Raw genomic sequence first — 22,182 nt, 5'->3', positions numbered from 1 at the left:
CAATGAGAGAGCGGCGAGTATCCGGCTCAACTCTTCAGTAACGCTGCGGTTCCGCGCGTGGAACGGCATGCACTACACTGCAAGCCATTGCTGCCGTCATATTTCACTGCCATTCGCACGCGCCAGGAAAGTCGCAGATGCCGCTATCGACCGTCACGTGCTTGGAGAGTCCCGCCGGATTGACGGCCGAGTTGCTGGAGAACGGCGCCGTGCGGCGCATGGACCACGGCGACACCATCGTCAATCTGTTCATCGGCAACGAGTTGGAGGGCAGTGTCGCCAATCTGTACTTGCGACGGTTGAACCCCGACGCGGTGCAGTACATCGAACTGCTCGGGCCGCGCAGCCCGACTGGCTGGCAACGGACCGGCGACGCCTGGAGCGGTCGCGGCGAGTGGCAAGGCATTCGCTACACGGTGCAGTTGCGGCTTGCGACTGCAGCGCCTGCGTGGTTCTGGCAAGTGAGTCTGGAAAGCTCTGGAAGCTCGGCGCAGCAGGTGGACGTTATCTACGTGCAGGATCTGGCGCTGTCTTCCTACGGCACTGTCCGGCTGAACGAGTTCTATGTCAGCCAGTACGTCGATCACACGCCTTTGTTGCATTCGAAGTACGGCCACGTGGTGGCCTCTCGCCAGAACCTCGCTGCGGGCGGTCGCAATCCGTGGTGTGTCATCGGCTCCTTGCGGCGAGCCGAAGCATTCGCCACTGACGGGTTGCAAGTGCATGGACTTGCCACGCGTGCGGGCGAGCCTCCAGTCGGCATTGTGCAAGGGTTGCCGACACGACGATTGCAACACGAACATTCGATGGTGGCGATCCAGGACGAGCCACTGCATCTCGCACCCGGCGAACGCGTCAACACCGGCTTCTTCGGCGGCTTCAGTCCGGACCATCCCGAAGCGACTTCTCTCAGCGATCTGAACGCGGTCGATGAGGTGCTCGCGCTGCCTGAGGCGGCGTTCACGGAGATCGATGCTATTTCCAATGAAGCATCAGGCTCCGCGACTCTGTTCAGCCATGCGCCCGCGCTGAACGCACTCGACCTGCAACCGGATGAAATCGGCGCGTTGTTCGCTGCGCAGCGCCGTCACGAAGAGCGGGATGAGCATGGCACCATGCTTTCGTTCTTTTATGAAGCGGATCGGCATGTGGTCCTGCGCGCCAAGCAGAAGCGAGTGCTGCGGCCTCACGGCCATCTGCTGCGCTCGGGCCGGCATGTGACGCCGGACGAGATGGCGCTCACGTCCACGGTGTGGATGAACGGCGTGTTTCACTCGATGTTCACGCAAGGCCACGTGAGCTTCAACCGGCTGCTGTCCACGGTGCACAGCTACCTGGGATTGTTTCGTTCGCATGGACTGCGCTTGTTCGTCGAGCTGAACGGCGAATGGCGCCTGCTCGATCTACCATCGGCGTACGAGATGCGGCCGGATGAGTGTCGATGGTTCTACAAACATGCGGGAGAAATGATCGAAGTTCGCAGCGAGGCACACGCGGAGCATCGGATGAGCCTGCAGGTGTTCTGCAGGGAGCCGGTGCGCTTGCTGATTACTTGCCACGTCGCACTCGATGGCGACGACGGCAGTGCGCCTGGCGCGGCGCGCTGGCGTCAGGATGGCAGCGAGATCGTGATCCAACCAGCGGAGGGAAGCGAGCTGGCGCGCAAGTTCCCGCAAGGCAGCTTCGTCATTACGCCGCACGCGGAAGCACGGATCGAGCACATTGGCGGCGATGAAATGCTGTTTCTCGACGGGCGCTCTCGCCAGCAGCCGTTCCTTTGCATGGTCATCGGTGCGAGCAAGTCATTCGCGCTCGACATTCGCGGCAATCTCGTCACCGAGAGCGTCGATGTACCGGACACGCAGGACGAGCCGCTCGTCGATCTGCTCGGCATCGAAGCGCCGCCCGATAGTCCGCTCGCCGCGCAAATGGAGCGCCTTGCGGAGATTGTGCCTTGGTTCAGGCACAACGCGTTGGTGCACTACCTTTCGCCACGAGGCCTGGAGCAATACTCGGGCGGCGGCTGGGGCACTCGCGATGTGACGCAGGGACCGGTCGAGATGCTGCTGGCGTCGGGTCACTTCGGGCCCATTCGCGATCTGTTGTTGCGAGTCATGCGGGCACAAACGCCGGATGGCGACTGGCCGCAATGGTTCATGTTCTTCGATCGGGAACGCGACATTCGCGCCGGCGATTCTCACGGCGACATCGTGTTCTGGCCATTGCTCGCATTGTCACAATACCTGCTCGCGTCGGGCGACGGCTCGATTCTCGACGAGCCGGTGCCATTCTTCTCGTCGGGACGCGCGCTCCCCGCCGTGACCGTTTGGAAACACGTGGAGCGTGCATTGAAGGTGATCGAACGCCGTGTCGTACCCGGCACGGCGCTGGCCGCGTATGGGCATGGTGACTGGAACGACGCGTTACAGCCAGCCGATCCTGCCATGCGCGAGCGGCTGTGCAGCGCCTGGACGGTCACGCTGCATCATCAAGTGTTGACGACGCTGGCGCAGGCTTTGCGAAGCATCGGTCGCAAGGAGGAAGCGGCGCGTTTCGCGAGCTGGGCCGTCAACGTCAAGCGCGATTTTCAGCATGTGCTGCTGGTGGATGGTGTGCTCGCCGGTTACGCGCTGTTCGAGGAGCAGGGCCGGGAAAGCTATCTGCTGCATCCTCGTGACGGCATCACGGGGGTTCGCTACAGCTCGCTGGCGATGATCCACGCCATCCTCGAAGACCTGTTCAGTTCCCAACAGCTGCAGCAGCATCTGCGTGTGATCGACTTGCACCTGAGCGGCCCGGACGGCGTGCGATTGTTCGATCGGCCCATGACTTATCACGGCGGGCCGCAGCGATTCTTTCAACGTGCCGAGAGCGCGGCGTTCTTCGGCCGCGAGATCGGCTTGATGTACATGCATGCGCATCTGCGCTATGCGCAGGCGCTGGCCAGAGTGGGCGAAACCGAGCGGTTCTTTCGGGCGCTGTGCCAGGCCAACCCCATCGGGATTCAGAGCCTGGTGCCGAGCGCGACGCTGCGGCAGGCGAACTGCTACTACTCCAGCTCCGACGCGGCGTTCGAGGATCGCTATCGGGCGAGTGCCGAGTACCAGCGAGTGGCTCAGGGCACGGTGCCGCTCGATGGCGGCTGGCGCGTGTACTCCAGCGGCGCCGGCATCGGCGTGGGCTTGATCGTGCGGCGGTTCCTCGGTTTGAGCATCGAAGCCGAAGACATTACGCTGGATCCCGTCATCCCCGCGGCATTGAATGGCTTGCGTGTGCGGCTGTCGTTGTTCGGCAAGCCAGTGTTGCTGAACTATGAGATCGGCGGTGCGGGTTGGGGCGTGAGCGCGGTGAGCGTCAATGGACACGACGTGCCGCTGAGCCATGATGCCAACCCCTATCGCAAAGGCGCCGCCCGCATCCATCGCTCGCTCCTGGTCAGCAAGCTGGATCAGCCGCACAATACCGTGAAAATCAAGGTAGGCTAACAGCCGCCGCGCTCCGGGCCTGCTCTCTTGCGACAGCGTTCGCGAGAAGCACGCCGCGCGCCAATACAAACAATTCGGTCGAAGCCCCGCTAGCAATCAGATATGGAAAAACAAGCCGGCTGGTTGGAACGCATTTCCCTGCGATGCTGCGCCTGGTCCGAGCGCTGGATCCCTGACGCCTACGTGTTCGCGGTGCTCGGTGTGATCCTGGTCGCGATTGCGGCCATTGCCCTGGGCTCGCCGGTGACGCAAACCGCGAAGGCGTTCGGCGACGGCTTCTGGAGCCTGATTCCGTTCACCATGCAGATGAGCTTCATCATCATCGGCGGCTACGTCGTGGCAAGCTCACCGCCTGCTGCGCGCCTGATCGACAAGCTCGCGGCATTGCCTCGCTCCGGACGGGGCGCCGTGTGCTGGGTCGCCGGAATCAGCATGTTGTTCTCGCTGCTGCACTGGGGTTTGAGCATGATCCTGGGCAGCTTGCTGGTGCGTGCTTTGTCTCGACGCGAAGATCTCGCCGTGGATTATCGCGCGGCGGGCGCGGCTGCCTATCTCGGCATGGGATCGGTGTGGGCGATGGGATTGTCATCGTCGGCTGCCCAGCTGCAGGCGAATCCCGCGAGCATGCCGCCGGCGCTGTTGCAGATCACTGGTGTCATTCCATTCACCGAGACGATCTTTCTGTGGCAATCGATCGCCCTGACGGCAGTGCTCATCGTGGTGACGCTGGCGATCGCCTGGTTCACGGCACCGCGCAACGAGAATGCTCAGACCGCCGGTCGCTTGGGCATTGTTGCCGAACCGCCGCCGGTCACGCGCACCCCCGCAGCGAGCCGGCCCGGCGAATGGCTCGAACACAGTCCCTTGCTCAACGTCTTGATTGCCGCGCTGGGCGCGGCGTGGTTGATCCAGGAGTTCGCGACCAAAGGCGCGGCGCTGGCGATCTCCAACCTCAACACTTACAACTTCCTGTTCGTGATGTTGGGATTGCTGTTGTGCTGGCGGCCGCGAGTGTTCCTCGATTCCGTGGCGAGGAGCGTGTCGGGCGTCAGTGGCGTGCTGATTCAGTTCCCGTTCTATGGCGGGATTGCGGCCATCCTGGTGTCGGCCGTCGGCAGCGATGGGCAGAGCATCGCACATCATCTGTCGACCTTCTTCGCGAACGCGGCGACCCGGGAATCTTTTCCCGTGGTGATGGGCATCTATTCGGCGGTGCTCGGATTTTTCGTGCCTTCCGGCGGCGGCAAGTGGATCATCGAGGCGCCCTATGTCATGCAGGCTGCCAACGAGCTGCAGGTCCATCTCGGATGGGCAGTGCAGGTCTATAACGCGGCCGAGGCACTGCCCAACTTGATCAACCCGTTCTGGATGCTGCCGCTGCTGGGCATCCTGAAGCTGCGTGCGCGGGATGTCATCGGCTTCACGATGCTTCAGTTCATCGTGCACGTGCCGGTGGTCTTGTTCCTGCTGTGGGCGTTCGGAATGATGCTGGAGTATCACCCGCCCGTGATGCCGTGAGCTTCATTCCAGCAAGGTGGAGCGCACGCGATCCAGGATTGCCGGACTGACGGCGGCGGTCTTCGTCAGATACGCCTCGACATCTCCGATCTGCTCGAATGCCGCTTCGAGAAAGGCGGCGTCGGCACTGAACAATACGCGTCGCATCTCTTCGGGCATCGACAGCAGCGGGCTGTGCGTATCCGTGAGGCCAAGATGCGCCTGATGGCGCGAGCGAATGAACTCTTCGAAGTTGCCCGATACGTTGGTGAGCAGGTAGTCCTCGATGACTGTTTGTTCCGGCACGCCCAAGGCTCGCAGCAGCACGGCTACCGCGATGCCGGTGCGATCCTTGCCGGCTGCGCAATGAACGATCAGCGGTATATCGCCTTTGGCGATGGTGGAGAACAGGCCGCCGATGCGTGGTGCCATCCATTCAGGCAGCGCGCGGTACAACGCGATCATGGTGTCGAACATTCCTGCCGCGGTCCGTGGGCGGTTGGCGGCGAGGCCGCGAAGCGTCGGAGTCACGACGCCGTCGTCCCATGACAGGCCGGTGATGTTGTCGTGTGGCCACCGAGTCGGCTCGCGTTCGCGCTCCTCGGCGCGTCGCAGGTCGCAGATCGCCCGCACTTGCAGATTGATCAGCGGTGCGTGGTCTTCTTCGGTGAAGTAGGTGAGCACACCGGCTCGATACACCTTGCCCCAGCGCGTGCTGGCGCCGTGCTGGGTTCGATAGCCGCCGACATCGCGAAAATTACAACCGCCTTGCAACGAGAGAACGCGTTCGCGTTCGACGCGAACGGTGGGAGCCGATGAAGTCATGAACACGCCTTGCCAGGGAAGGGGTGCAGTGTCTCACAGGGACCGACGAGCGCAACCCAGGCGCCGCATGACGACGGTGGGACGACGAGCTCTGTTCTACAGCGCGGTCCGCGGGAACAGATCGATTACTGCGCGTGAGGTGAGGGAACGCCCGCGGGCTCGAGCACATACGCGTCGGTGGCGTTCGCCCGCACGAAACGCAAGCCACGCGTCTGATCCGGCGGCAGCGGCGCAAAGATGCGCCAGGACTGCGTCGGGTTCAGCAGCGCCCAGAACGGCGCGGCGATCCCCGGCCAGGGCGTCGGAGTATTCGGCATGCGATCACGTTCGCGTTCGACCTCGACTTCCTCGATGTTCTCGGAGATGAAGCTCGCCGCCAGAATCCTGTTGAGCTCTTCAGACGTGAACAGGTGTGTGATGTCGGGCGGTCGCAAATCCAACGGCTTCTGCGGTGGGGTTGCCGGCCGGAACACGACCGCGGAGACGTTGGCAGGGGCCGGTTCCTCGCCCCACGAGGGGCTGCAAAGCAAAGCGCCAACGACAATCATCGCGACCATCGAGCAACTGCGGCGTGGCGAGTTCATGGTGTGGTACCCGATAAGCGCTGGCGATCGAACGTCCTTGATCCTCGGTCCGCGGATAGCTGGCGCGGCCAGAGGCCAAGGTCATACCCTCAGGAGGGAGTATGACGCCTGAAAGTTCCGTTTCCAATGCGCCCTGGCGCTGTGGCGCGACCAAAAAAAGCTCCTCTCTCCACCGCGTTGGGAGAGAGGAGACAAGGGGTCGAGAATTCGGGGCTTGCGGGGGCTATTCGTACTCGTCGTTGCGGAACTCCACCGCGACTTGATGCGTGGCCGGGAAGGTGTGAGCGCAATGAGAAACATCGAACTGCCACTTGTTGAGCACGCTGCGCGTGGCGGCGAGATCGAGCAGCAGATGGCCGCTGGACCGCTGCACTTCCGCGCCTGTGGCGTGGCCGTCAGCATCGAGAGTTACGTTGATGAGTACCGTGCCTTTTTGCCCACGCAGTTGCGAGCGCATGGGAAAATCCGTGTCGCTTAGAACCACACGCATGCCACAGCTGGCGGAATAGGCGGTGGTGGCGGGGATGGCGATAGTCGCGGCCAGAATGGCGAGGCCAGAGCTGAGAAGGCTAGGGCTGATAGGATTCATTGCCGTCTCCGGACAGTAAGTGCGAGGTCGCACGATCGTTGCCAGGCCTACGTCGCGCGGCAGGCGGGCTTTGCCGCGCGGGTGCAGGGAATTGCGACAAGCTGTCCGTCGTATAGAAAGCTTCGATTGCATTGGCCGGGTGCCCGAGGCTAAATAGGACCCTACAGACCTGTCTGTTCTCATGCTACGGACAGGTCTGTATCGTTGTCAACTGCCAGAAGGGGGCCCATGAAGCCAACTGCCAAACCTCGCGCCGGCAGCGCCGCCGCCGCGGCACCCGCTGAAAGCGTCCGGGACCGGATCCTGAACACGGCTAGAGACTTGTTTTATAAGGAAGGTGCGCGCGCCGTCGGGGTCGACACGGTGGTCGCCCGGTCGGGCGTGGCCAAGACCAGCCTGTATCGCTGGTTTCCGTCCAAGGACGCGTTGATCGTGGCGGTCCTGGAGCAGGAACAGAAGGATCGCTGGGCCGGCTGGGACAAGACCGCGGCGATGAGCGATCCGGAGCCGCGGGCGCGATTGCGGGCCCATCTGAACGGCATTGCCCGGTATGTGAGCAGCTCGCATTTCCGCGGCTGTCCGTTCATGAACATGATCGTTGCTTTTCCCGATCCGGAGCATCCGGCGCGCAAACTGGCCATCGAAGAAATCGAGGAGCTGCGGCGGCGGCTGCGCGGGCTCGTGAACAACATCGAGGGCGTGAAGAGCCCGGAAGTGCTGACCGAACAATTGATGCTGCTGGTCGACGGGGCGTTCTCGTCGGCGCTGGCGCTCGGTAAGAACGGGCCGCAGCAGTACCTGGTCGAGGCCGCGGATGCGCTTATCGACCTGCAGCTGAAGAACTAGCGGTCACAGCGCCCGCTAGCTGCCGGCCGACATTTCGGCGTCGAGCTTCTCGCTGGCGGCCAGCCAATCGCTTTCGGTGGCGGCGATATCGCGCTTCAATCGCGTTTGTTGCTGCAGCAGTTCCTGCAGCTTCTGCTTGGCGCCCGGGTTGTAGATATCGGGCTCGGCCAGCGCGCTCTCGACGGTGGCGCGTTCCTGTTCCAGCTTCGCCAGTTGTTTTTCGAGCCGCGCGATATCCGCTTTGAGCGGACTCAAGCGATTGCGGCGTTCCGCTTCCTCGCGCTTGCGTTGTTTCTTTTGCTCGGCGCTGAGCGCTCCAGGCGAGGCAGCCTCGTTGGCGGTCTCGCTTTCTTCCCGCTTCGTGAACCATTGAGCGTAGTCGTCGAGATCGCCGTCGAAGGGCTGCGCCCGGCCCTGGTCGACCAGGACCAATTCGTCGGCAACGGCGCGCAGCAGATGACGATCGTGCGAGACGAGCACCACGGCCGCTTCGTAGTCCTGCAGTGCCATGGCCAGTGCCTGGCGCATTTCCAGATCGAGATGGTTGGTGGGCTCGTCGAGCAGCAACAGATTGGGCCGCAGGTAACTGACCAGGGCCAGAACCAGGCGCGCCTTTTCTCCGCCCGAGAAGGGGCCGACCGGTTCGAACACGCGATCGCCGCTGAAGCCGAAGCTGCCTAGAAACGTGCGCAGTTCCTGTTCAGTGGCCTTTGCCGCAGCTTCGCCGCCCAGACGTTTCAGATGGCCGAGCGGTGAGTCGTCAACGCTCAGTTGCTCGAGCTGGTGCTGGGCGAAGTAGCCGATCTTCAGGTCACGCGCTTCGGTGCGCTTGCCGTCGAATGCCGCAAGCTCGCCCGCCAGCAGTTTCATCAATGTCGATTTACCGGCGCCGTTGCGGCCGAGCAGGGCAATGCGGCTACCGGGCGCGATCGTCATGCTGATGTTTTCGAGCACGATGCGATCGCCGTAGCCGACCGATTGCTTTTCCAGCGTCAACAGCGGGCGCGGCAGTTTCTGCGGCGGCAGGAATGTGAATTCGAATTGCGAGTCGACGTGTGCCGGCGCGATGCGCTCCATGCGTTCCAGCGCCTTGATGCGGCTCTGCGCTTGCTTGGCCTTGGTGGCCTTGGCCTTGAAGCGCTCGATGAAGCTCATCATGTGCTTGATCTCGCGCTGCTGGCGTTCGTACATGGATTGCTGTTGCGCCAGCTGCGCGGCACGTTGTTCTTCGAATGCGGAATAGTTGCCCGAGTAGATTTTCGCGGCGCCGTTTTCAATGTGCACGATGCGCCCGACGGTGCGGTCGAGGAACTCGCGGTCGTGCGCGATCATCAGCAACGTGCCTTGATAGTTGCGCAGCCATTGTTCGAGCCAGATGACGGCGTCGAGATCGAGGTGGTTGGTGGGCTCGTCGAGCAGCAGCAGATCGGAGCGGCACATCAGCGCCTGTGCCACGTTCAGCCTCACTCGCCAGCCACCGGAGAATGCACTCACCGGGCGCGTCTCGTCCGCCGCGGAGAAGCCCAGGCCGTGCATCAATTTTCCCGCGCGACTCCTCGCGTCATATCCACCCAACGCCGCGTAGCGAGCATGAAGCTCACCGAGCTTCGTGCCGGCATTGCTGGCCTCCGCTTGCGCTATCGCTGTTTCGGTGACGCGCAGTTCCTCGTCGCCATCCATCACGAACTCGATCGCCGGCCGATCCGTTGCCTCCAGTTCCTGCGCCACATGCGCCACCACCAGCTGCGACGGATATTCCACACTTCCCGCATCCGGCTGCAGCTCGCCCAGCACCAATGCCAACAAACTCGATTTGCCACAGCCATTGGCGCCCACGATGCCAACCTTCTCGCCGCGATAAACGGTGAAAGATGCATCCGAAATCAACAGGCGCGTGCCGCGCCGAAGGGCGAGGGAGGAGAAGGAAAGCATGGACGATCTGGACAGCGGTGCTGGCCCGCAATCCTAGCAGATCGGACCGGCAGATCGCCGCGGTTGGGTCGCCCCGATGGATCGGCCCTGGGCGATTGCTCGTGTTACTTCGACTGCCCCGGACTCATGGTTCGCTGCCACGGGCGGGTTCCATCGCGACGTGTCAGCCATGGCTGTTCCTTCACACCGCTGCGACGGGACCGCACACGTCGCGAGAGTTCATGACGGCTGTCGCCGTCGCGCTTCACCCAGAACGATTTCAATCCATCGATGTGCTCATGCAGGCTGTGCGCGATGTGGTTCCACAAGGGATCCAGCACCACATCCAATCCCTCTCGGCGCGCCAGCTTGGCGGCTGGGACGAAATCGGAGTCGCCGGTGATCAGGACGATTCTTTCGACGAGTTTCTTGTAAGCGAGTGATGCGATGTCGAGACCGAATTTGATAGCCACTCCCTTCTGGGTGACGTCGTAGCGCAGATCGTCTTCGGTCAGATCATTCACCGTGATTTCTTTTCGCAGCAAACGCTTGAGCGGCTCCGGTCGAATGACCCAGCGCGAGTCGTCGGCCAACTCGCCCAGACGCAGCGCCACCTTGCGCAGGCAGATCAGCTCTCGGTGCAGGTCGTTGCGAAATTTGAACAGCGTCGTTCGAGAGAAATCGATGGTCTTGCCAGTCACCGGATGGTGGGCTTTCTTGTCCAGCGGTTTGCAATCGTAGACGAAGATTCTATACAGCTCTTCGCCATGCTCCCTGTGCACGTGGCGCACGGCTGTTGCAAACAGGGCCGCGGCAACTTGCTTCGCGCTATGGGCGGGGATCGCATGGCATTCGATCAAGCGGCGATAGCGCGGCAGAAAGAAGCCCAGGTCGACGAGAATGGCGACCCTGCTCATAAAGTCGCCCAAAACGAAAAGCCCCTGGGTTCGACGGTTCCTGGATTCAGAAGGAGGAGCCGTTTACTGCCAAGGGCGCTATGGCGGTGGACTGTAGCGTAAGGGTGGCTTGGAGACAATAAGGTTTTCAGCGGAATTCTGATCACGGTACGACATCCTTGTTCCTTGTGGGGCGCATTACTACCGGGAGCGCGTCGCACCAAACAACCTGAATTTTCCCGGAAAGCCGCGCGCGCTCCGCGAGCATGCGCGCGAGTAGGATGCGCGCACGGTTGCGCGCGAATTCCGCGTGGAGGTTACGACGCGAACAGCTCGCTGACTTTGGCGCGGCCGGTTTCTTGGGAGGTGACGAGATTGAAGAATTCGTCGGCGGTCATGGCGTCGCCGAACAGGCGGCCTTGGCCGTAGTGGCAGCCGCGGTTGCGCAGGAAGTTGAATTGTTCTTCGGTTTCGACGCCTTCGGCGACCACTTCGACTTCGAGGGCTTTGCCCATGTCGATGATGGTGCGAACGATGGTGGCGTCGTCGGAGTTGATGGCGGCATCGCGCACGAAGGACTGGTCGATCTTCAGCGTGCCGATGGGGAACTGTTGCAAGGCGCTGAGTGAGGAGTAGCCGGTGCCGAAGTCGTCGATGGACAGGTGCAGGCCCATGGCATACAGCTCGTCGAGCAGCTTGATGGTGCGCTTGGGGTCGACCATCAGCGTGGTTTCGGTGATCTCCAGCTCGAAGCACGTGGGCGACACTTCGTGACGACGGAACACCGACTTGCAACGGGTGATGAAGCTCGCCTGGCGCAGCTGTTTCAGCGACAGGTTGATGGAGACGCGGCCCGGGTTCTTGATCTTCTCCTGCCAGCGCCGATAGTCGGCGCAGACGCGGTTCAGCACCCACTCGCCAATGCCCAGGATCAGGTTTGTTTCTTCCGCCAGCGGAATGAATTGCGACGGCGGAATGTCGCCATGTCCCGGTAACCGCCAGCGCAGCAGCGCTTCGGCGCCGACGATGCGGCCATCGCGCAGGTCGACCTTCGGCTGATACAGCATCATCAGCTCGTCACGCTCCAGCGCGCGGCGCAGCTTGCTCTTGAGCATCAGACGTTCCACCGCCGCGCCGTTCATGTCGGGCGAATAGAACGCGAAGCTGTTGCCGCCGTTCTGTTTCGAGTGATACATCGCCGCGTCGGCGTTGCGGATCAGGTCGATCACGTTCTCCGCATCCTTCGGGCAGAACGCGATGCCGACGCTGGCGGTCAGGAACACTTCCTGCTGATCGACGTAATAAGCCTTGCAGACTTCCGCCAGCACCATGCGCGCGAGATTCGCCGCTTGCGTGCGCTCATCCTCGGAATCGGCGAAGCCCTCGATGAACAAGCCGAACTCGTCGCCGGCCAGGCGCCCGACCACGGCCTCGCGCGGCAGGATGCGAATCAAACGTTCGCTGAGCACTTCGAGCGTGCGGTCGCCGGCGGAGTGACCGAACGTGTCGTTGATCTCCTTGAACCGGTCCATGTCCAGATACAGCATCACGATGCCGCGATCGTTGCGGCGTGCCCGCGCGATCGCCTGCTGCAGCATGTGCTGGAACTGCATGCGATTCGGCACTTTGGTAAGTGCGTCGTAGCGCGCCAGGTAACGAATGCGGCGCTCGGCCCGCTTGCGGTCGGTGATGTTGCGGACGACGAAAATCGTGCCCTGGAACTGCGGATCGTCGCCCGCGATCGGCGCGCCGGAGAGCGACACAGGAATCGTCTGGCCGCTATGAGTGGCGATCACGGTCTCGCGCGTTTCCACGGCGGCCGCTTCCAGGGAGAAATTCTCGCGCTCGCTCTCGGCGATCAGATTGATGAACGGCTGGCCGGCAATCTCTTCCTCGTTGTAACCGAACAGCCGGACCGCCGCGTCGTTGATCTTGCGCACCAGGCCGTCCGGCGAGGTCACCAGCACGGCGTCGTTCATGCTGTTCAGAACGATGGTCAGGTAGTTCTTGGTGATGGTGGTCTGGCGCAAGTTCTGCCGCATGCGATCCAGCGCCATCTCCAGCTCGGCGATCTCGTCGTTGCTGGTGACCTTGTGCGGCCGGGTGTAGTCGCCTTCGCCGATGCGTTCGGCGGAGCGGATCAACTCGACGATGGGCCGCTCGAGCCGCTGTGCCAGCATCCATGCGACCAGGGTCAACAGGCCGGTGATCAGCACACCCACGCCCGCCACGACCCAGATGCGGCGTTCGAAGTCGCCTTCTTGAATACGCTGCAGCTGGGCGCGCAGCGCGTGCGCGGTGTCGGCCAGCCCCGGGCGGCCGACGACGATCTCCAGGGTTCCCAGCGACTCGGCTCCGCCCAGCCCACGGCGGATGGTCCGTTTATCCTGATCGGTGATCTGCCGTGTCCACTGGTCCTGCCGCACGGCCTCGTAGACGATCGCCCCGTCCGGCGCCACGACGTGCGCGGAAATCGAATAGGGATTGTTCAACAGCGAGTTGACCACCAGCTCGACGGTGGCACGGTCCTGCTCTCGCACAGCGGTTTCCAGGGCCTGCGCGCCAGCCGCAGCCATGTCGCTGGCCAGCAGGTCCAGGCGCTGCGCTTCGGCGATCAGCAGCGAGCGCTCGCCTTGCCTCACGAGCGCCTCGCTGGATTTGCGGTAGTCGAGGTATTCCAGCAGGAACAGCGTCGCCGCAATGCTGATGCCCGCCGCCACGGCGACCGACAGCAACCTGATTTTGAGGCCCCGGGATCTCAACCCATACTCCGCGCTGTGCTGCTAGTGTCCATCCCGTCGTGCATGACTCGCGGGCAGCGGCCGATGCCGCCGAAGTGCCTCCGTCCGGCGTGGCATCTTCAAGTGCCATCCAACCGTAACGTATGCGTACTCACCGTGCCGATCGGCCGTTCGGTGCTCTGGCACTACCGCTTCGTTCCGCATGATACTCGGGTTTTCCGTGGCGGTAACACACCTTGGGTTACTTGTCGGTTTTCTTGACATACCGAACGACTACAATGTCAAGAACCGCGGCATTCGCCGTGTTTTCCAGCCACTGAAACAATATTTCGAGGATGCGGATCGTAATGAACGAGCTCGAGCTCACCGGCCAGGCGCGCACTCATGTCGTGGAATTGAACGAACCGCGCTGCGCGCTTCACTACGAGGCGGTGGCCTCTTTCCTGGCGATGAGGGATGCCGCGCGGGCCGAGGGTATCGATCTCACGCCGTGCTCGAGCTTTCGCGACTTCCAGACGCAAGTCGCCATCTGGAATCGCAAGTGGCTGGGCGAACGGCCCATCCGTGATCGCCACGGTGCGCTGCTGGAGCGCGCGCAGCTGTCCGATTCGGCCGCGGTCGACGCGATCCTGTGCTGGTCGGCGATTCCCGGCGGCAGCCGCCATCACTGGGGCAGCGACGTGGATGTGATCGACGCAGCGGCGGTGCCGCCCGGCTATACGGTCGAGCTGGTGCCCGGCGAATACGCGCCCGATGGAATGTTCGCGCGGCTGTCGCAATGGCTCGACGCGAACATGCGACTGTACGGGTTCTATCGTCCGTATCGCAGCGATCGAGGCGGTGTATGTCCCGAGCCCTGGCACCTGAGCTATGCGCCGATTTCGCTGCCGGCGCTGGAATCACTCAGCTTGTCGACGCTGCGGCGGGTGCTGGAAGCCAGCAACATTGAAGGCAAGGCGCATGTGCTGGCGCGCTTGCCCGAGATCTACACGCGTTTCCTGTTGGCAGTGGACTCGCCGGCGTAACTGCAGAGATCCAGACGCTACTGCCGCTGCGTGAAGCGCCGTACCTGATCGAGAAACCGCAGCGGCATCCAGCGTTTCATTCGCCACATCTTGCGTGCGGCCTTGGGTAGCACGATGTAGGTTCGGCCGTCGGCGGATTCTGTCAGCAGATCCTGTGCGAGCCGCGGCGCTTCATACTCCGATCGGTGCATTGCCTGCTGTGCGATCTGGCGCGCATGGTCGGGGCCGCGCAATGTTTCCAACAACGAAGAACGGAAGAATGTCGGCATCACCACCGAGACCTGCGTGCCGCCGGGGCGCAGTTCGTTGACCAGCGTTTCGCTGATCGACAGCACCGCGGCCTTGCTCGCGTTGTACGAGATCATGCCGGGCGCCGAAGCGAAAGCAGCGGCGCTCGCGACGTTGATCAGCAATCCGGTGCCGTTGCGCTGTAGATGCGGAATCGCGGCGCGCGAGCCGTGCACCACGCCCATCACATTGATGTCGAGAATCCAGCGCCAGTCTTCGAGCGAGACTTCCATCATCGAGCCGGCACCGGCCACGCCGGCGTTGTTGATCATCACGTCCAGTCCGCCGTGACTGGCGGCGAAGGAATTCACCGCGACGGTGAGCTCGTCTGCTTGTGTGACATCACCGGGATAAGCGACCAGCTGCACTCCGGCCTCGGACAACGTGGCTTCCACCTGCGTGAGCCGTTCGAGATTGCGGTCGAACAGCCCGAGCGTCCAGCCGTCGCTGGCCAGCGCTCTGGCGATTTCGAGGCCCAGCCCGCTGCCCGCGCCCGTGATGAAAGCGCGCTTGTGCGGAAACCGGGCATTCAGCCGTGCAAACCGTGAGCTCATCGTGCGTGTGGTCACCTTCTCTGCTCTCCAAGCGACGCGGAGTATGTCTTCCTTAAACAAGGAAAGCGCGAACCCACCACGCACCCCACGCAGCTGTCGCCATGAGAATCAGCCCCGGTGTGAGCTCGTAGGCAAAACGTCGGTCGCCCAAGGAAAATGCCACGACCGTCTTGCTCACGGAGTTGGTGGTAAAGCCCACCAGCACCGCCAGCGCCGCCAACTGCGTATCAGTTTGACCGCTCGCGGCGAGCGATGCTGCCGAAATCGCCGCCGCATGGGCATCGGTAAAACCTGCGACGCCGGCAGCGAGGAGCAAGCCCCGGTCGCCCAGCCACTGCGTGAGCACTGCCGAGATCAGCAAGGTGATGCCGACCACCAGCACGAAGATGATCGCGGTCCTGGGTTCGAATGGCCGGCCCTTGGGGCCGGCGTTTTGCGATGACGCATCACGAAAGCTGCGTAGCGCGAATATGCCTGCATACAGCACCGCGGCCACACCGGATGCCATCAACGAAGGCAGCAGCATGATCAATGTAGGCACGCTCACCAAGCCGATGAGAATTGCCAGCTGCAGCACGGTCGCCACCGATGACGCTGCGGCACCGGCAACGGCGCTCTTGTGCAACTCGGGCCGACCCTTGGTACGCGCTCCCATGGCGCCGATCGTGGCGGTGCTCGACACGAAGCCAGACAGCAAGCCCGCCACTGCCAATCCCGTCCTCGGGCCGAGCGCGCGCAAGGCGACGTAACCAAGCGCGTTGATCGCCATGATCAGCACCGCGAGCATCCACAGCTTGCGTGGCTGGACGACGCCCCAGGGATCAATCGGCTCGGCAGGAGCGAGCGGCAGAATTACGAGTGCCGCGGCCGCCAGCAGCAATCCGTCGCGAGCCTCCTGATCCGTCAGTACGTTCTTGACCCAGTTGTGCACCGTGCTGCGGAAGGCGAGCAACATGGCGACGATCACCGCCAGCGCGGCAGCGAGCTGCGGCTCGCGCACCGCCAATCCTCCCAACAGCAACGTGACGACCATCGCGATCTCGGTCGTCATTCCAGGGTCGGTCGCATGCGTGCGCAGGTACCCGACCGCGATCAGGATGCCCACGATGACGCCGGTCGCAATGAATACATAGATGCCGCCGATCCAAAGACCGACCGCGCCGGCCAGCGAGATCAGGGTAAAGGTGCGCAGCCCGGCGATCGCGGCATGCGATTTATCGCCGATACTGCGTTCGCGCTCGATGCCGATGAGCAGGCCCACGGCAAGCGCGACGCCGATGTTCAACCAGTTGGAGTCTGCGGGGCTGATGGTCATCCCGCAATGTTAACGGGCATGCGCGATGGAGGGGATCGAACGGCGGCTCAGCCGCTCTTCCACACCTGCTTGAGGTGGCCGATCACCAGCGAACGGATGTTCTGCACCGGGTTGCGCTCCCACGTAAAGCAGGGCGGGTCGCGGCGGAGCATGGGCCAACGCCCGGTGCGCAGCACTTCGCTCAGATAACTGAGGTTGGCCTCGATGGTCTCCATGTACGGGTTGCGGCCGTTGAACAGCGCTTCGAGATAGCTGTACGCGCTGCCGAATTCTCCATCCAGGCGCGAGCGGCGCACGTCCTCGATGAAGCCCGGCGTCTGCCGCAGCACATCCAGGCCGGAGCTGTATTTCACCTGGGTCTTGCCGCTGGCGTCGCTGGGCATGGCGATGCCGCCCAGCACGAACTCCGGATAGAGCCGGTCGCGGCACTTCTCCAGGTAGCAGCGATCGGACATCTGCGCGATCAGGTCGCCGGTGCCGATCAGATGACCGAGCTTGCGGTCGCGCGGATCGTCCAGACGGATCTGGTCGAACTGCACTTCGTAACCGGTGAAGTGCACGATCTTGGTGGCCACCGGCACCCACTCGGCCATGCCGATGGTGGGCAGGTAGCGGCCGATGAACTGAGCACTGCGGCTGACGTGGCTGAGTGTGAACTCGGCGCCGTTGCGGTGAGTCTGGTCGTCGGTCTGACGAATGTATCCAGCGTCGTGAAACAGCGCGGTAACCACGCCGAGGATGGCGCGCTCCGGTCCGAGGCGCTCATCCGCCAAGTGGGTGCGGTCATAACTGACGATCAGCCGGGCCACCGCGAGCGTACCGTCCAGCGAATGCTGCAGGTCGTGATAGACCGTGTCGCAGCCGTAGTAGCCGGGAAACTGTCCGTTGAACAGCCGCTCGAAATCCCGGAACGCGGTATCCACCCGGTCCAGCGGGTAGTGCGGCCAGCTCTGCCGATACAGATCCACCACGGCGCGGCGCACCGCGTCGGGTGAGCTCACCTGCACGGTGTTGGTGACGTCGAAATCGCTGCGCCGATACTGCATTTATGCGGGAAACTCGTTGCGGGACATTGCAAACGATGCCGCGAGTCTAGTCGCCTTTCGGCGTTTGTCCATGTCGGAAAAATTGTCAGCGTCTGGCGTCACGGCTGCCGCAAGAAGGGGTATTTGCAGTGGATTCGGCGGAGTTTTTTTGCTGCGGCTGCCGGCCCGAGCCGGATGTCACCGGCGCATTAACTTTTATCTATGTGACGAGCTTCACACTGACGGGGAGGCGCGAAACTCATGCACCGCCTGCTTATGCGCAATCGGCGCGGGCGGCGTTCAGCCGCCCTCCGGCGCGGGGCGCTCCAGAGATGTGAAGCGCGTGTGCCAGAAGCGCTCGTAGTAGATCGGTGCGATGGCGGCGAAGCCGGCTTCGTAGGCAAGCGTGATCTGGTCCCCGCCGATCAACTGGATCTCGGCGACCTCGATCTGCAGCCGGCCCTCCCGTTTGAAATCGCCCCAGGTGCACTTGCGGATCTGCAAGGGAGAGAACTCGAACCGCGTACCGCGGTAGATACCGAAGACACGCGCCGTGGTCATCACGTACCAGCGCTGGCCGTCGATGAAACAACTGACCACGCACAACTCGTCTGTACCCAGCTGGATCACGCGCGACAACGCATCGTGCACCACTTCGAGCTGCGTGAAGCGCCATTTCGCGGGCTGCATCACGTGGCTGCGGATGTACTGCAGCAGTTCAGTTCGAATCGTTGTATCCGGCCATTCGCTCATACGCGCGCTGTTTCCGTAGCGACCTTCCGTGCTTGTGTCTGAAGGGGAGTGGGGGAGTGAGGCAGATGATACCCTACCATCTGAACCTGTATATAGAAACAGTGCTGACAGGCGCCGGCCGCCTCCCGTTCTCTGCCGTTGTCTGGCACCCGCCGCAGCCGAGCTGTCGAAATTATGGGTTAACGCCGGGTGCGGGGTGAAACTGTGGATCCGACAGCTTCATTTCCGTGAGCGGCCCGTACTTGCGCAAGCCGTCGCGAATGGCCTCGGCCTTGCCGATCACCACCAGCATCAGTCGCTCGCTGGGCGGAATCACCGCGGCGACGGCGTCTTTGGCAGCGTCGAGCTGCACGGCCGCTAGCGCCGTGCCGTAGTCGTCGATATAGCTGCGATCCAGGCCGTAGAACTCGAGCGTGGCCAACTGAGATGCCCACTGCGACGCTGTTTCCAGACCGAGCGGATATTGGCCCAGGACATAGCTCCTGGCGGACTGCAGCTGGGTCTCGTCGATGGCGCCGTCATGCAGCCGGTCGAGGGTGGCAAAGGCCAGGTCGATGGCTTCGATGGTTTTTTCGGTGCGCGTGAACGAACGCAACTCCCAGCTGCCGCCTTCGGCCATGCGATCGAAGCCCGAGCTGGCGCCATAGCTCAAGCCGCTCTTGATGCGCAGCTCGGTATTCAGCATGGAAGTGAATCGGCCGCCGAACAATGTATTGACGATGTCGAGTGGCGCGCGGCGTGGATCGTTCTTGGCGACGCTCACGTTGCCCGCCCAGAAATAGGATTGCACGGCATCGGGCGCGTCGATCAGCAGCACGCGTCGGCTGGCGATGCGGGTGGGCTGTGGCACGCTCGGCAGCGGCTGGCCCGCTTTGCGCCAGTTCGCGAACGCACGTGACAAAAGTGATTTCAGTTGCGCGGTCTTGAAGTCACCCGCGACGGCGATGATGACGCGGTCGGCGCCCACATGGTCCTGGTAGTAGCGCTGCACGTCCGCATGTTCGATCGCGGCCAGGCTCGCCTCGCTGCCGCCGACGGGCCTGCCGTAGGGGTGCGCGCCAAACAGGCTGGCTGCACCATAGATCGAGGTCAGCGACGAGCGGTTCGAGTCCTTGGCCGCGCGAATGAACTCGATGTAACGGCCACGCAGTGCCTGAAACTGCGACTGCTCCAGACGCGGCCTCTGCAACACGTCGGCAAGCAGTTCCACCATCAGTTTCTGGTCGCGTGCCAGAAACGAACCCGACACCGAGATGCTCTCGGTGCTGGCGCCCGCCGAGATGCTGCCGCCGACCGAGGCGACAGTCTCGGCAAAGGCATTCGCATCACGCGCGCCGGCGCCTTTTTCCAGCAGGCCCGCGAGCAGATTGGCGGTGCCCAGTCGATCCTCGGGATCGGTCAGGGCGCCGCCGCGAATGATGGCGGTGAATGCGATCAAAGGAACGTCGTGACGTTCCATCAGCAGCAGCGTCGTGCCGTTCGCGAGCTTCACCTTCTCGAAGTTCGGAGTCTTGACCGCGCTCGAAGCGAACGCCGGCAGCGCCAACATCGAGCAGAGGCTGGCAGTCACCAGAAGGAACCGACGCAACGAGCTCATTGCGCATCTCCCGTCTTGGTCTGCAACTCGCCTGACGAAGCAGGGGAGGTCAAGACGCCGACCGTGCGATTCGTTTGGCGCAGCAATTCGCCAGCCACTTTTTGTATGTCAGCTCGAGTTACTGCTTCATAGGCGCGTGGTGCATCAAACAGCTTCTCATAGCCTCCCTGCAGTACCGCGAAGGTGCCGAGCGCTTCTGCTTTGCCGTTGATCGTGGCGAGGCCACGCCAGAAATCCGCGAGTGCCTGGCTGCGTGCGCGCGCCAATTCTTCTTTGCTGATGCCTTCCTTGATGATGCGCTCGATCTGCGCGGTGAACGCTTCCTCGGCCTGCTTCGCATCGCCATCGGCGGGCAACGAAAGGAAGAACCACACCAGCCCGGGATCGAAGCCGGCACTCACATAGCTGTCCGCGGAGATTGCGAGCTTTTGTTCTTCAACCAGCGCACGATGCAATCGCGACGCATCGCCATCCGTGAGCACGCGCGTTAGCAATTCCAACGCCGCCAGGCGCGAATCCGATCCAGCGATGCCGTGATAAGCGAACTGCAGAAGCGGAGTTTGCGCTTCGGCGTTGATGATCACGCGTCGTTCACCCAGCTGTTCGGGCTCGACCGTTCTCACCGGCCTGGGAGGTTCGTGTTTGGGAATGGGCTCGAGGTGTTTGCGGGCCAGCGCAAACACCGCGTCGGGCTCGACATCTCCGACCAGGATCATGGTGCAGTTGTTGGGCGCGTAATAGGTCGAGAAGAAGGTCTTCAGATCGTCGATGCTCCACGACAGGATGTCCGAAGGCCAGCCGATGGTCGGAATGCCATACGGATGCGCGAGGAATGCGGTGGCTTGCACCTGTTCCTGCAGGCGGCCCTGATGGCTGTCGTCGACGCGCAGGCGCCGCTCCGAATGAACCACGCCGCGCTCGCTTTCAACGACCTTGGGATCGAAAGCGAGGTTCTGCAGGCGATCCGCTTCCAGCTCCAGTACCGTTTCCAGCGCGGAGCGGGGGAACCAGTTCTGATACACCGTCACGTCTTCGGTGGTGAAGGCGTTGTTGCGCGCGCCGTTGGCTTCGAGCACCTGATCGAATTCGCCTGGCGCCCGCTTGCTGGTGCCGTTGAACATCATGTGTTCGAAGAAGTGCGCAAGCCCGGTGATGCCGGGCACTTCGTTGCGGCTGCCGACGCGTACCCAGTTGTAGAGCGCGACGTTGGGGATGTCGCGATCCGGCCAGACGACGATCTGCATGCCGTTGGCCAGCGTGAGCGTGCGAATCTGATCGGCGCCGGGCACCTGGGCGAAGGCGGCGGGCGCGAGCAACGCCAGGCTGAACAGCAGCATCCGCCCGGCCGCTTGGACCAGGGTGCGGGACATCCGGAATCGAGGTGTCATGAACGCTCCTGCGAGGATGCCTGGATGATAGCGAGCCCGGGCTTCGCACGGTGGCGCGCCGAGTGCGCAAAAAAAAGCGCCGCACGCGGGGAAGAACGCGGGCGGCGCCAGTTACGAACTCAAGGGCCCGATTGCCGAGCTTGCTTGGAGGTTCAGCGCATAAATGCCAGCTCTATAGTGCAATGGCTGTGCCAGCGCCCGGAACGCTTTCATGCCTTCGAGAGTGTGCGAATAATGTCAGCCAATCAGCGACTTGAAGATTTTGCCGACGATTCGTGGCGCGCTTGGGGCAGCGGCGGCCTGACACGAAGTGTCAGCTTCGGACCGCCCTTGGTGACTTGCGTCACAGACTGTAGCAAGTCCCCGACTTCACGCTCGCATTCCATAACCTAGTGCTTGCGCGGGCGAGGGTGAATAATCCGCGCGTCGCTTCGATGGAGATGCTCATGGCCGATACGCCTCGCCGCCGCCTTGCCGACCGGGTGTCCAGCAGCCCGACTTTGATCGGCACTGGCTCCAGATTCACCGGCGACCTGGAATGCGATAGCGATCTGATGGTCAGCGGTACCGTCATCGGCGATGGTGACGTGCGTGGTGCACTGACGTTATCCGACGGCGGCCGTTGGCAGGGCGAGATTCGCGCCGGCAACGCCGTGATCGCCGGTGAAATCCAGGGTTCCGTTTCCGTGGCGGAGAAGCTGGAGCTGCGGGCGAGCGCGCGCATCAAAGGTTCGCTCCGGGCACGCACCATCGCGGTCGCCAAGGGCGCCATCATCGACGGCGACATGGCGGTGACCAGCGGCAGCCCGGTGATGCACTTCGAAGAGAAGCGCAACACCTAGCCGACCACTAAACCTGCGTGT

At 62.8% G+C, this 22,182-nt stretch carries 17 protein-coding genes; 5 read left to right on the top strand and 12 right to left on the bottom strand.

Annotated elements, in window-relative coordinates; translation table 11 throughout:
* Nucleotides 1–137 precede the first annotated feature (137 nt).
* Both VGE08_RS25570 and VGE08_RS25565 read left to right on the top strand, forming a co-directional pair.
* Nucleotides 138–3,485, top strand: coding sequence for a GH36-type glycosyl hydrolase domain-containing protein (locus VGE08_RS25570; RefSeq protein ID WP_331070767.1), 3,348 nt, complete (start codon nt 138–140; stop codon nt 3,483–3,485).
* Between the two features lie 102 nt (nt 3,486–3,587).
* Nucleotides 3,588–5,003: a short-chain fatty acid transporter gene (locus tag VGE08_RS25565; protein ID WP_331070766.1), complete on the top strand. Its 1,416-nt coding sequence runs from the start codon at nt 3,588–3,590 to the stop codon at nt 5,001–5,003.
* A gap of 3 nt (nt 5,004–5,006) precedes the next feature.
* Here the strand turns inward: VGE08_RS25565 and VGE08_RS25560 are convergent, their stop codons facing one another.
* The 3 genes from VGE08_RS25560 to VGE08_RS25550 all read right to left on the bottom strand — a co-directional run bounded on the left by VGE08_RS25560 (nt 5,007) and on the right by VGE08_RS25550 (nt 6,980).
* On the bottom strand, nt 5,007–5,807 hold the full coding sequence (locus VGE08_RS25560) for a tyrosine-protein phosphatase (protein WP_331070765.1): 801 nt from the start codon (nt 5,805–5,807) through the stop codon (nt 5,007–5,009).
* A gap of 125 nt (nt 5,808–5,932) precedes the next feature.
* On the bottom strand, nt 5,933–6,391 hold the full coding sequence (locus VGE08_RS25555; protein WP_331070764.1) for a hypothetical protein: 459 nt from the start codon (nt 6,389–6,391) through the stop codon (nt 5,933–5,935).
* A 223-nt stretch (nt 6,392–6,614) separates the two neighbouring features.
* Nucleotides 6,615–6,980, bottom strand: a complete 366-nt coding sequence (locus tag VGE08_RS25550; protein WP_331070763.1) for an energy transducer TonB — start codon at nt 6,978–6,980, stop codon at nt 6,615–6,617.
* 228 nt (nt 6,981–7,208) lie between these two features.
* Here VGE08_RS25550 and VGE08_RS25545 point away from each other — a divergent pair, with 228 nt between their 5' ends.
* Nucleotides 7,209–7,826 (top strand): TetR/AcrR family transcriptional regulator, encoded by a 618-nt coding sequence (locus VGE08_RS25545; RefSeq protein ID WP_331070762.1) that lies wholly within the window; start codon nt 7,209–7,211, stop codon nt 7,824–7,826.
* Nucleotides 7,827–7,841: 15 nt separating this feature from the next.
* Here the strand turns inward: VGE08_RS25545 and VGE08_RS25540 are convergent, their stop codons facing one another.
* The 3 genes from VGE08_RS25540 to VGE08_RS25530 form a co-directional block, all read right to left on the bottom strand.
* Nucleotides 7,842–9,758 carry an ATP-binding cassette domain-containing protein gene (locus VGE08_RS25540; protein WP_331070761.1) on the bottom strand — a complete coding sequence of 639 codons (1,917 nt, stop codon included), beginning with the start codon at nt 9,756–9,758 and terminating at the stop codon, nt 7,842–7,844.
* Nucleotides 9,759–9,862: 104 nt separating this feature from the next.
* A complete protein-coding gene (locus VGE08_RS25535; RefSeq protein WP_331070760.1) occupies nt 9,863–10,654 on the bottom strand; it encodes an NYN domain-containing protein in 792 nt (263 codons plus the stop codon).
* Between the two features lie 296 nt (nt 10,655–10,950).
* Nucleotides 10,951–13,395, bottom strand: a complete 2,445-nt coding sequence (locus VGE08_RS25530; RefSeq protein WP_331070759.1) for an EAL domain-containing protein — start codon at nt 13,393–13,395, stop codon at nt 10,951–10,953.
* 326 nt (nt 13,396–13,721) lie between these two features.
* Here VGE08_RS25530 and VGE08_RS25525 point away from each other — a divergent pair, with 326 nt between their 5' ends.
* Complete coding sequence (locus VGE08_RS25525) at nt 13,722–14,399, top strand: M15 family metallopeptidase (RefSeq protein WP_331070758.1); 678 nt, start codon at nt 13,722–13,724, stop codon at nt 14,397–14,399.
* A 17-nt stretch (nt 14,400–14,416) separates the two neighbouring features.
* Here the strand turns inward: VGE08_RS25525 and VGE08_RS25520 are convergent, their stop codons facing one another.
* The 6 genes from VGE08_RS25520 to VGE08_RS25495 all read right to left on the bottom strand — a co-directional run bounded on the left by VGE08_RS25520 (nt 14,417) and on the right by VGE08_RS25495 (nt 21,319).
* A complete protein-coding gene (locus VGE08_RS25520; protein ID WP_331070757.1) occupies nt 14,417–15,256 on the bottom strand; it encodes an SDR family NAD(P)-dependent oxidoreductase in 840 nt (279 codons plus the stop codon).
* Between the two features lie 37 nt (nt 15,257–15,293).
* Nucleotides 15,294–16,556: an MgtC/SapB family protein gene (locus tag VGE08_RS25515; RefSeq protein ID WP_331070756.1), complete on the bottom strand. Its 1,263-nt coding sequence runs from the start codon at nt 16,554–16,556 to the stop codon at nt 15,294–15,296.
* Nucleotides 16,557–16,603: 47 nt separating this feature from the next.
* A complete protein-coding gene (locus tag VGE08_RS25510; RefSeq protein ID WP_331070755.1) occupies nt 16,604–17,602 on the bottom strand; it encodes a hypothetical protein in 999 nt (332 codons plus the stop codon).
* A gap of 279 nt (nt 17,603–17,881) precedes the next feature.
* Nucleotides 17,882–18,334, bottom strand: a complete 453-nt coding sequence (locus VGE08_RS25505; RefSeq protein ID WP_331070754.1) for a hypothetical protein — start codon at nt 18,332–18,334, stop codon at nt 17,882–17,884.
* A gap of 172 nt (nt 18,335–18,506) precedes the next feature.
* Nucleotides 18,507–19,931 (bottom strand): pitrilysin family protein, encoded by a 1,425-nt coding sequence (locus tag VGE08_RS25500; RefSeq protein ID WP_331070753.1) that lies wholly within the window; start codon nt 19,929–19,931, stop codon nt 18,507–18,509.
* Entirely contained in the window at nt 19,928–21,319 is a 1,392-nt protein-coding gene (locus VGE08_RS25495) for a pitrilysin family protein (protein ID WP_331070752.1), read from the bottom strand. Before VGE08_RS25495 ends, VGE08_RS25500 begins: the two co-directional genes overlap by 4 nt.
* A gap of 446 nt (nt 21,320–21,765) precedes the next feature.
* On the opposite strand from VGE08_RS25495, the gene VGE08_RS25490 reads away from it, so the two are divergent.
* Nucleotides 21,766–22,161, top strand: coding sequence for a polymer-forming cytoskeletal protein (locus VGE08_RS25490; protein ID WP_331070751.1), 396 nt, complete (start codon nt 21,766–21,768; stop codon nt 22,159–22,161).
* Nucleotides 22,162–22,182: the final 21 nt, after the last annotated feature.

The organism is Steroidobacter sp., assembly GCF_036406195.1.
Classification (GTDB): domain Bacteria; phylum Pseudomonadota; class Gammaproteobacteria; order Steroidobacterales; family Steroidobacteraceae; genus Steroidobacter.
The sequence above is the reverse complement of the archived record's forward strand: the minus strand, read 5'-3'. Positions and strand labels throughout refer to the sequence as shown.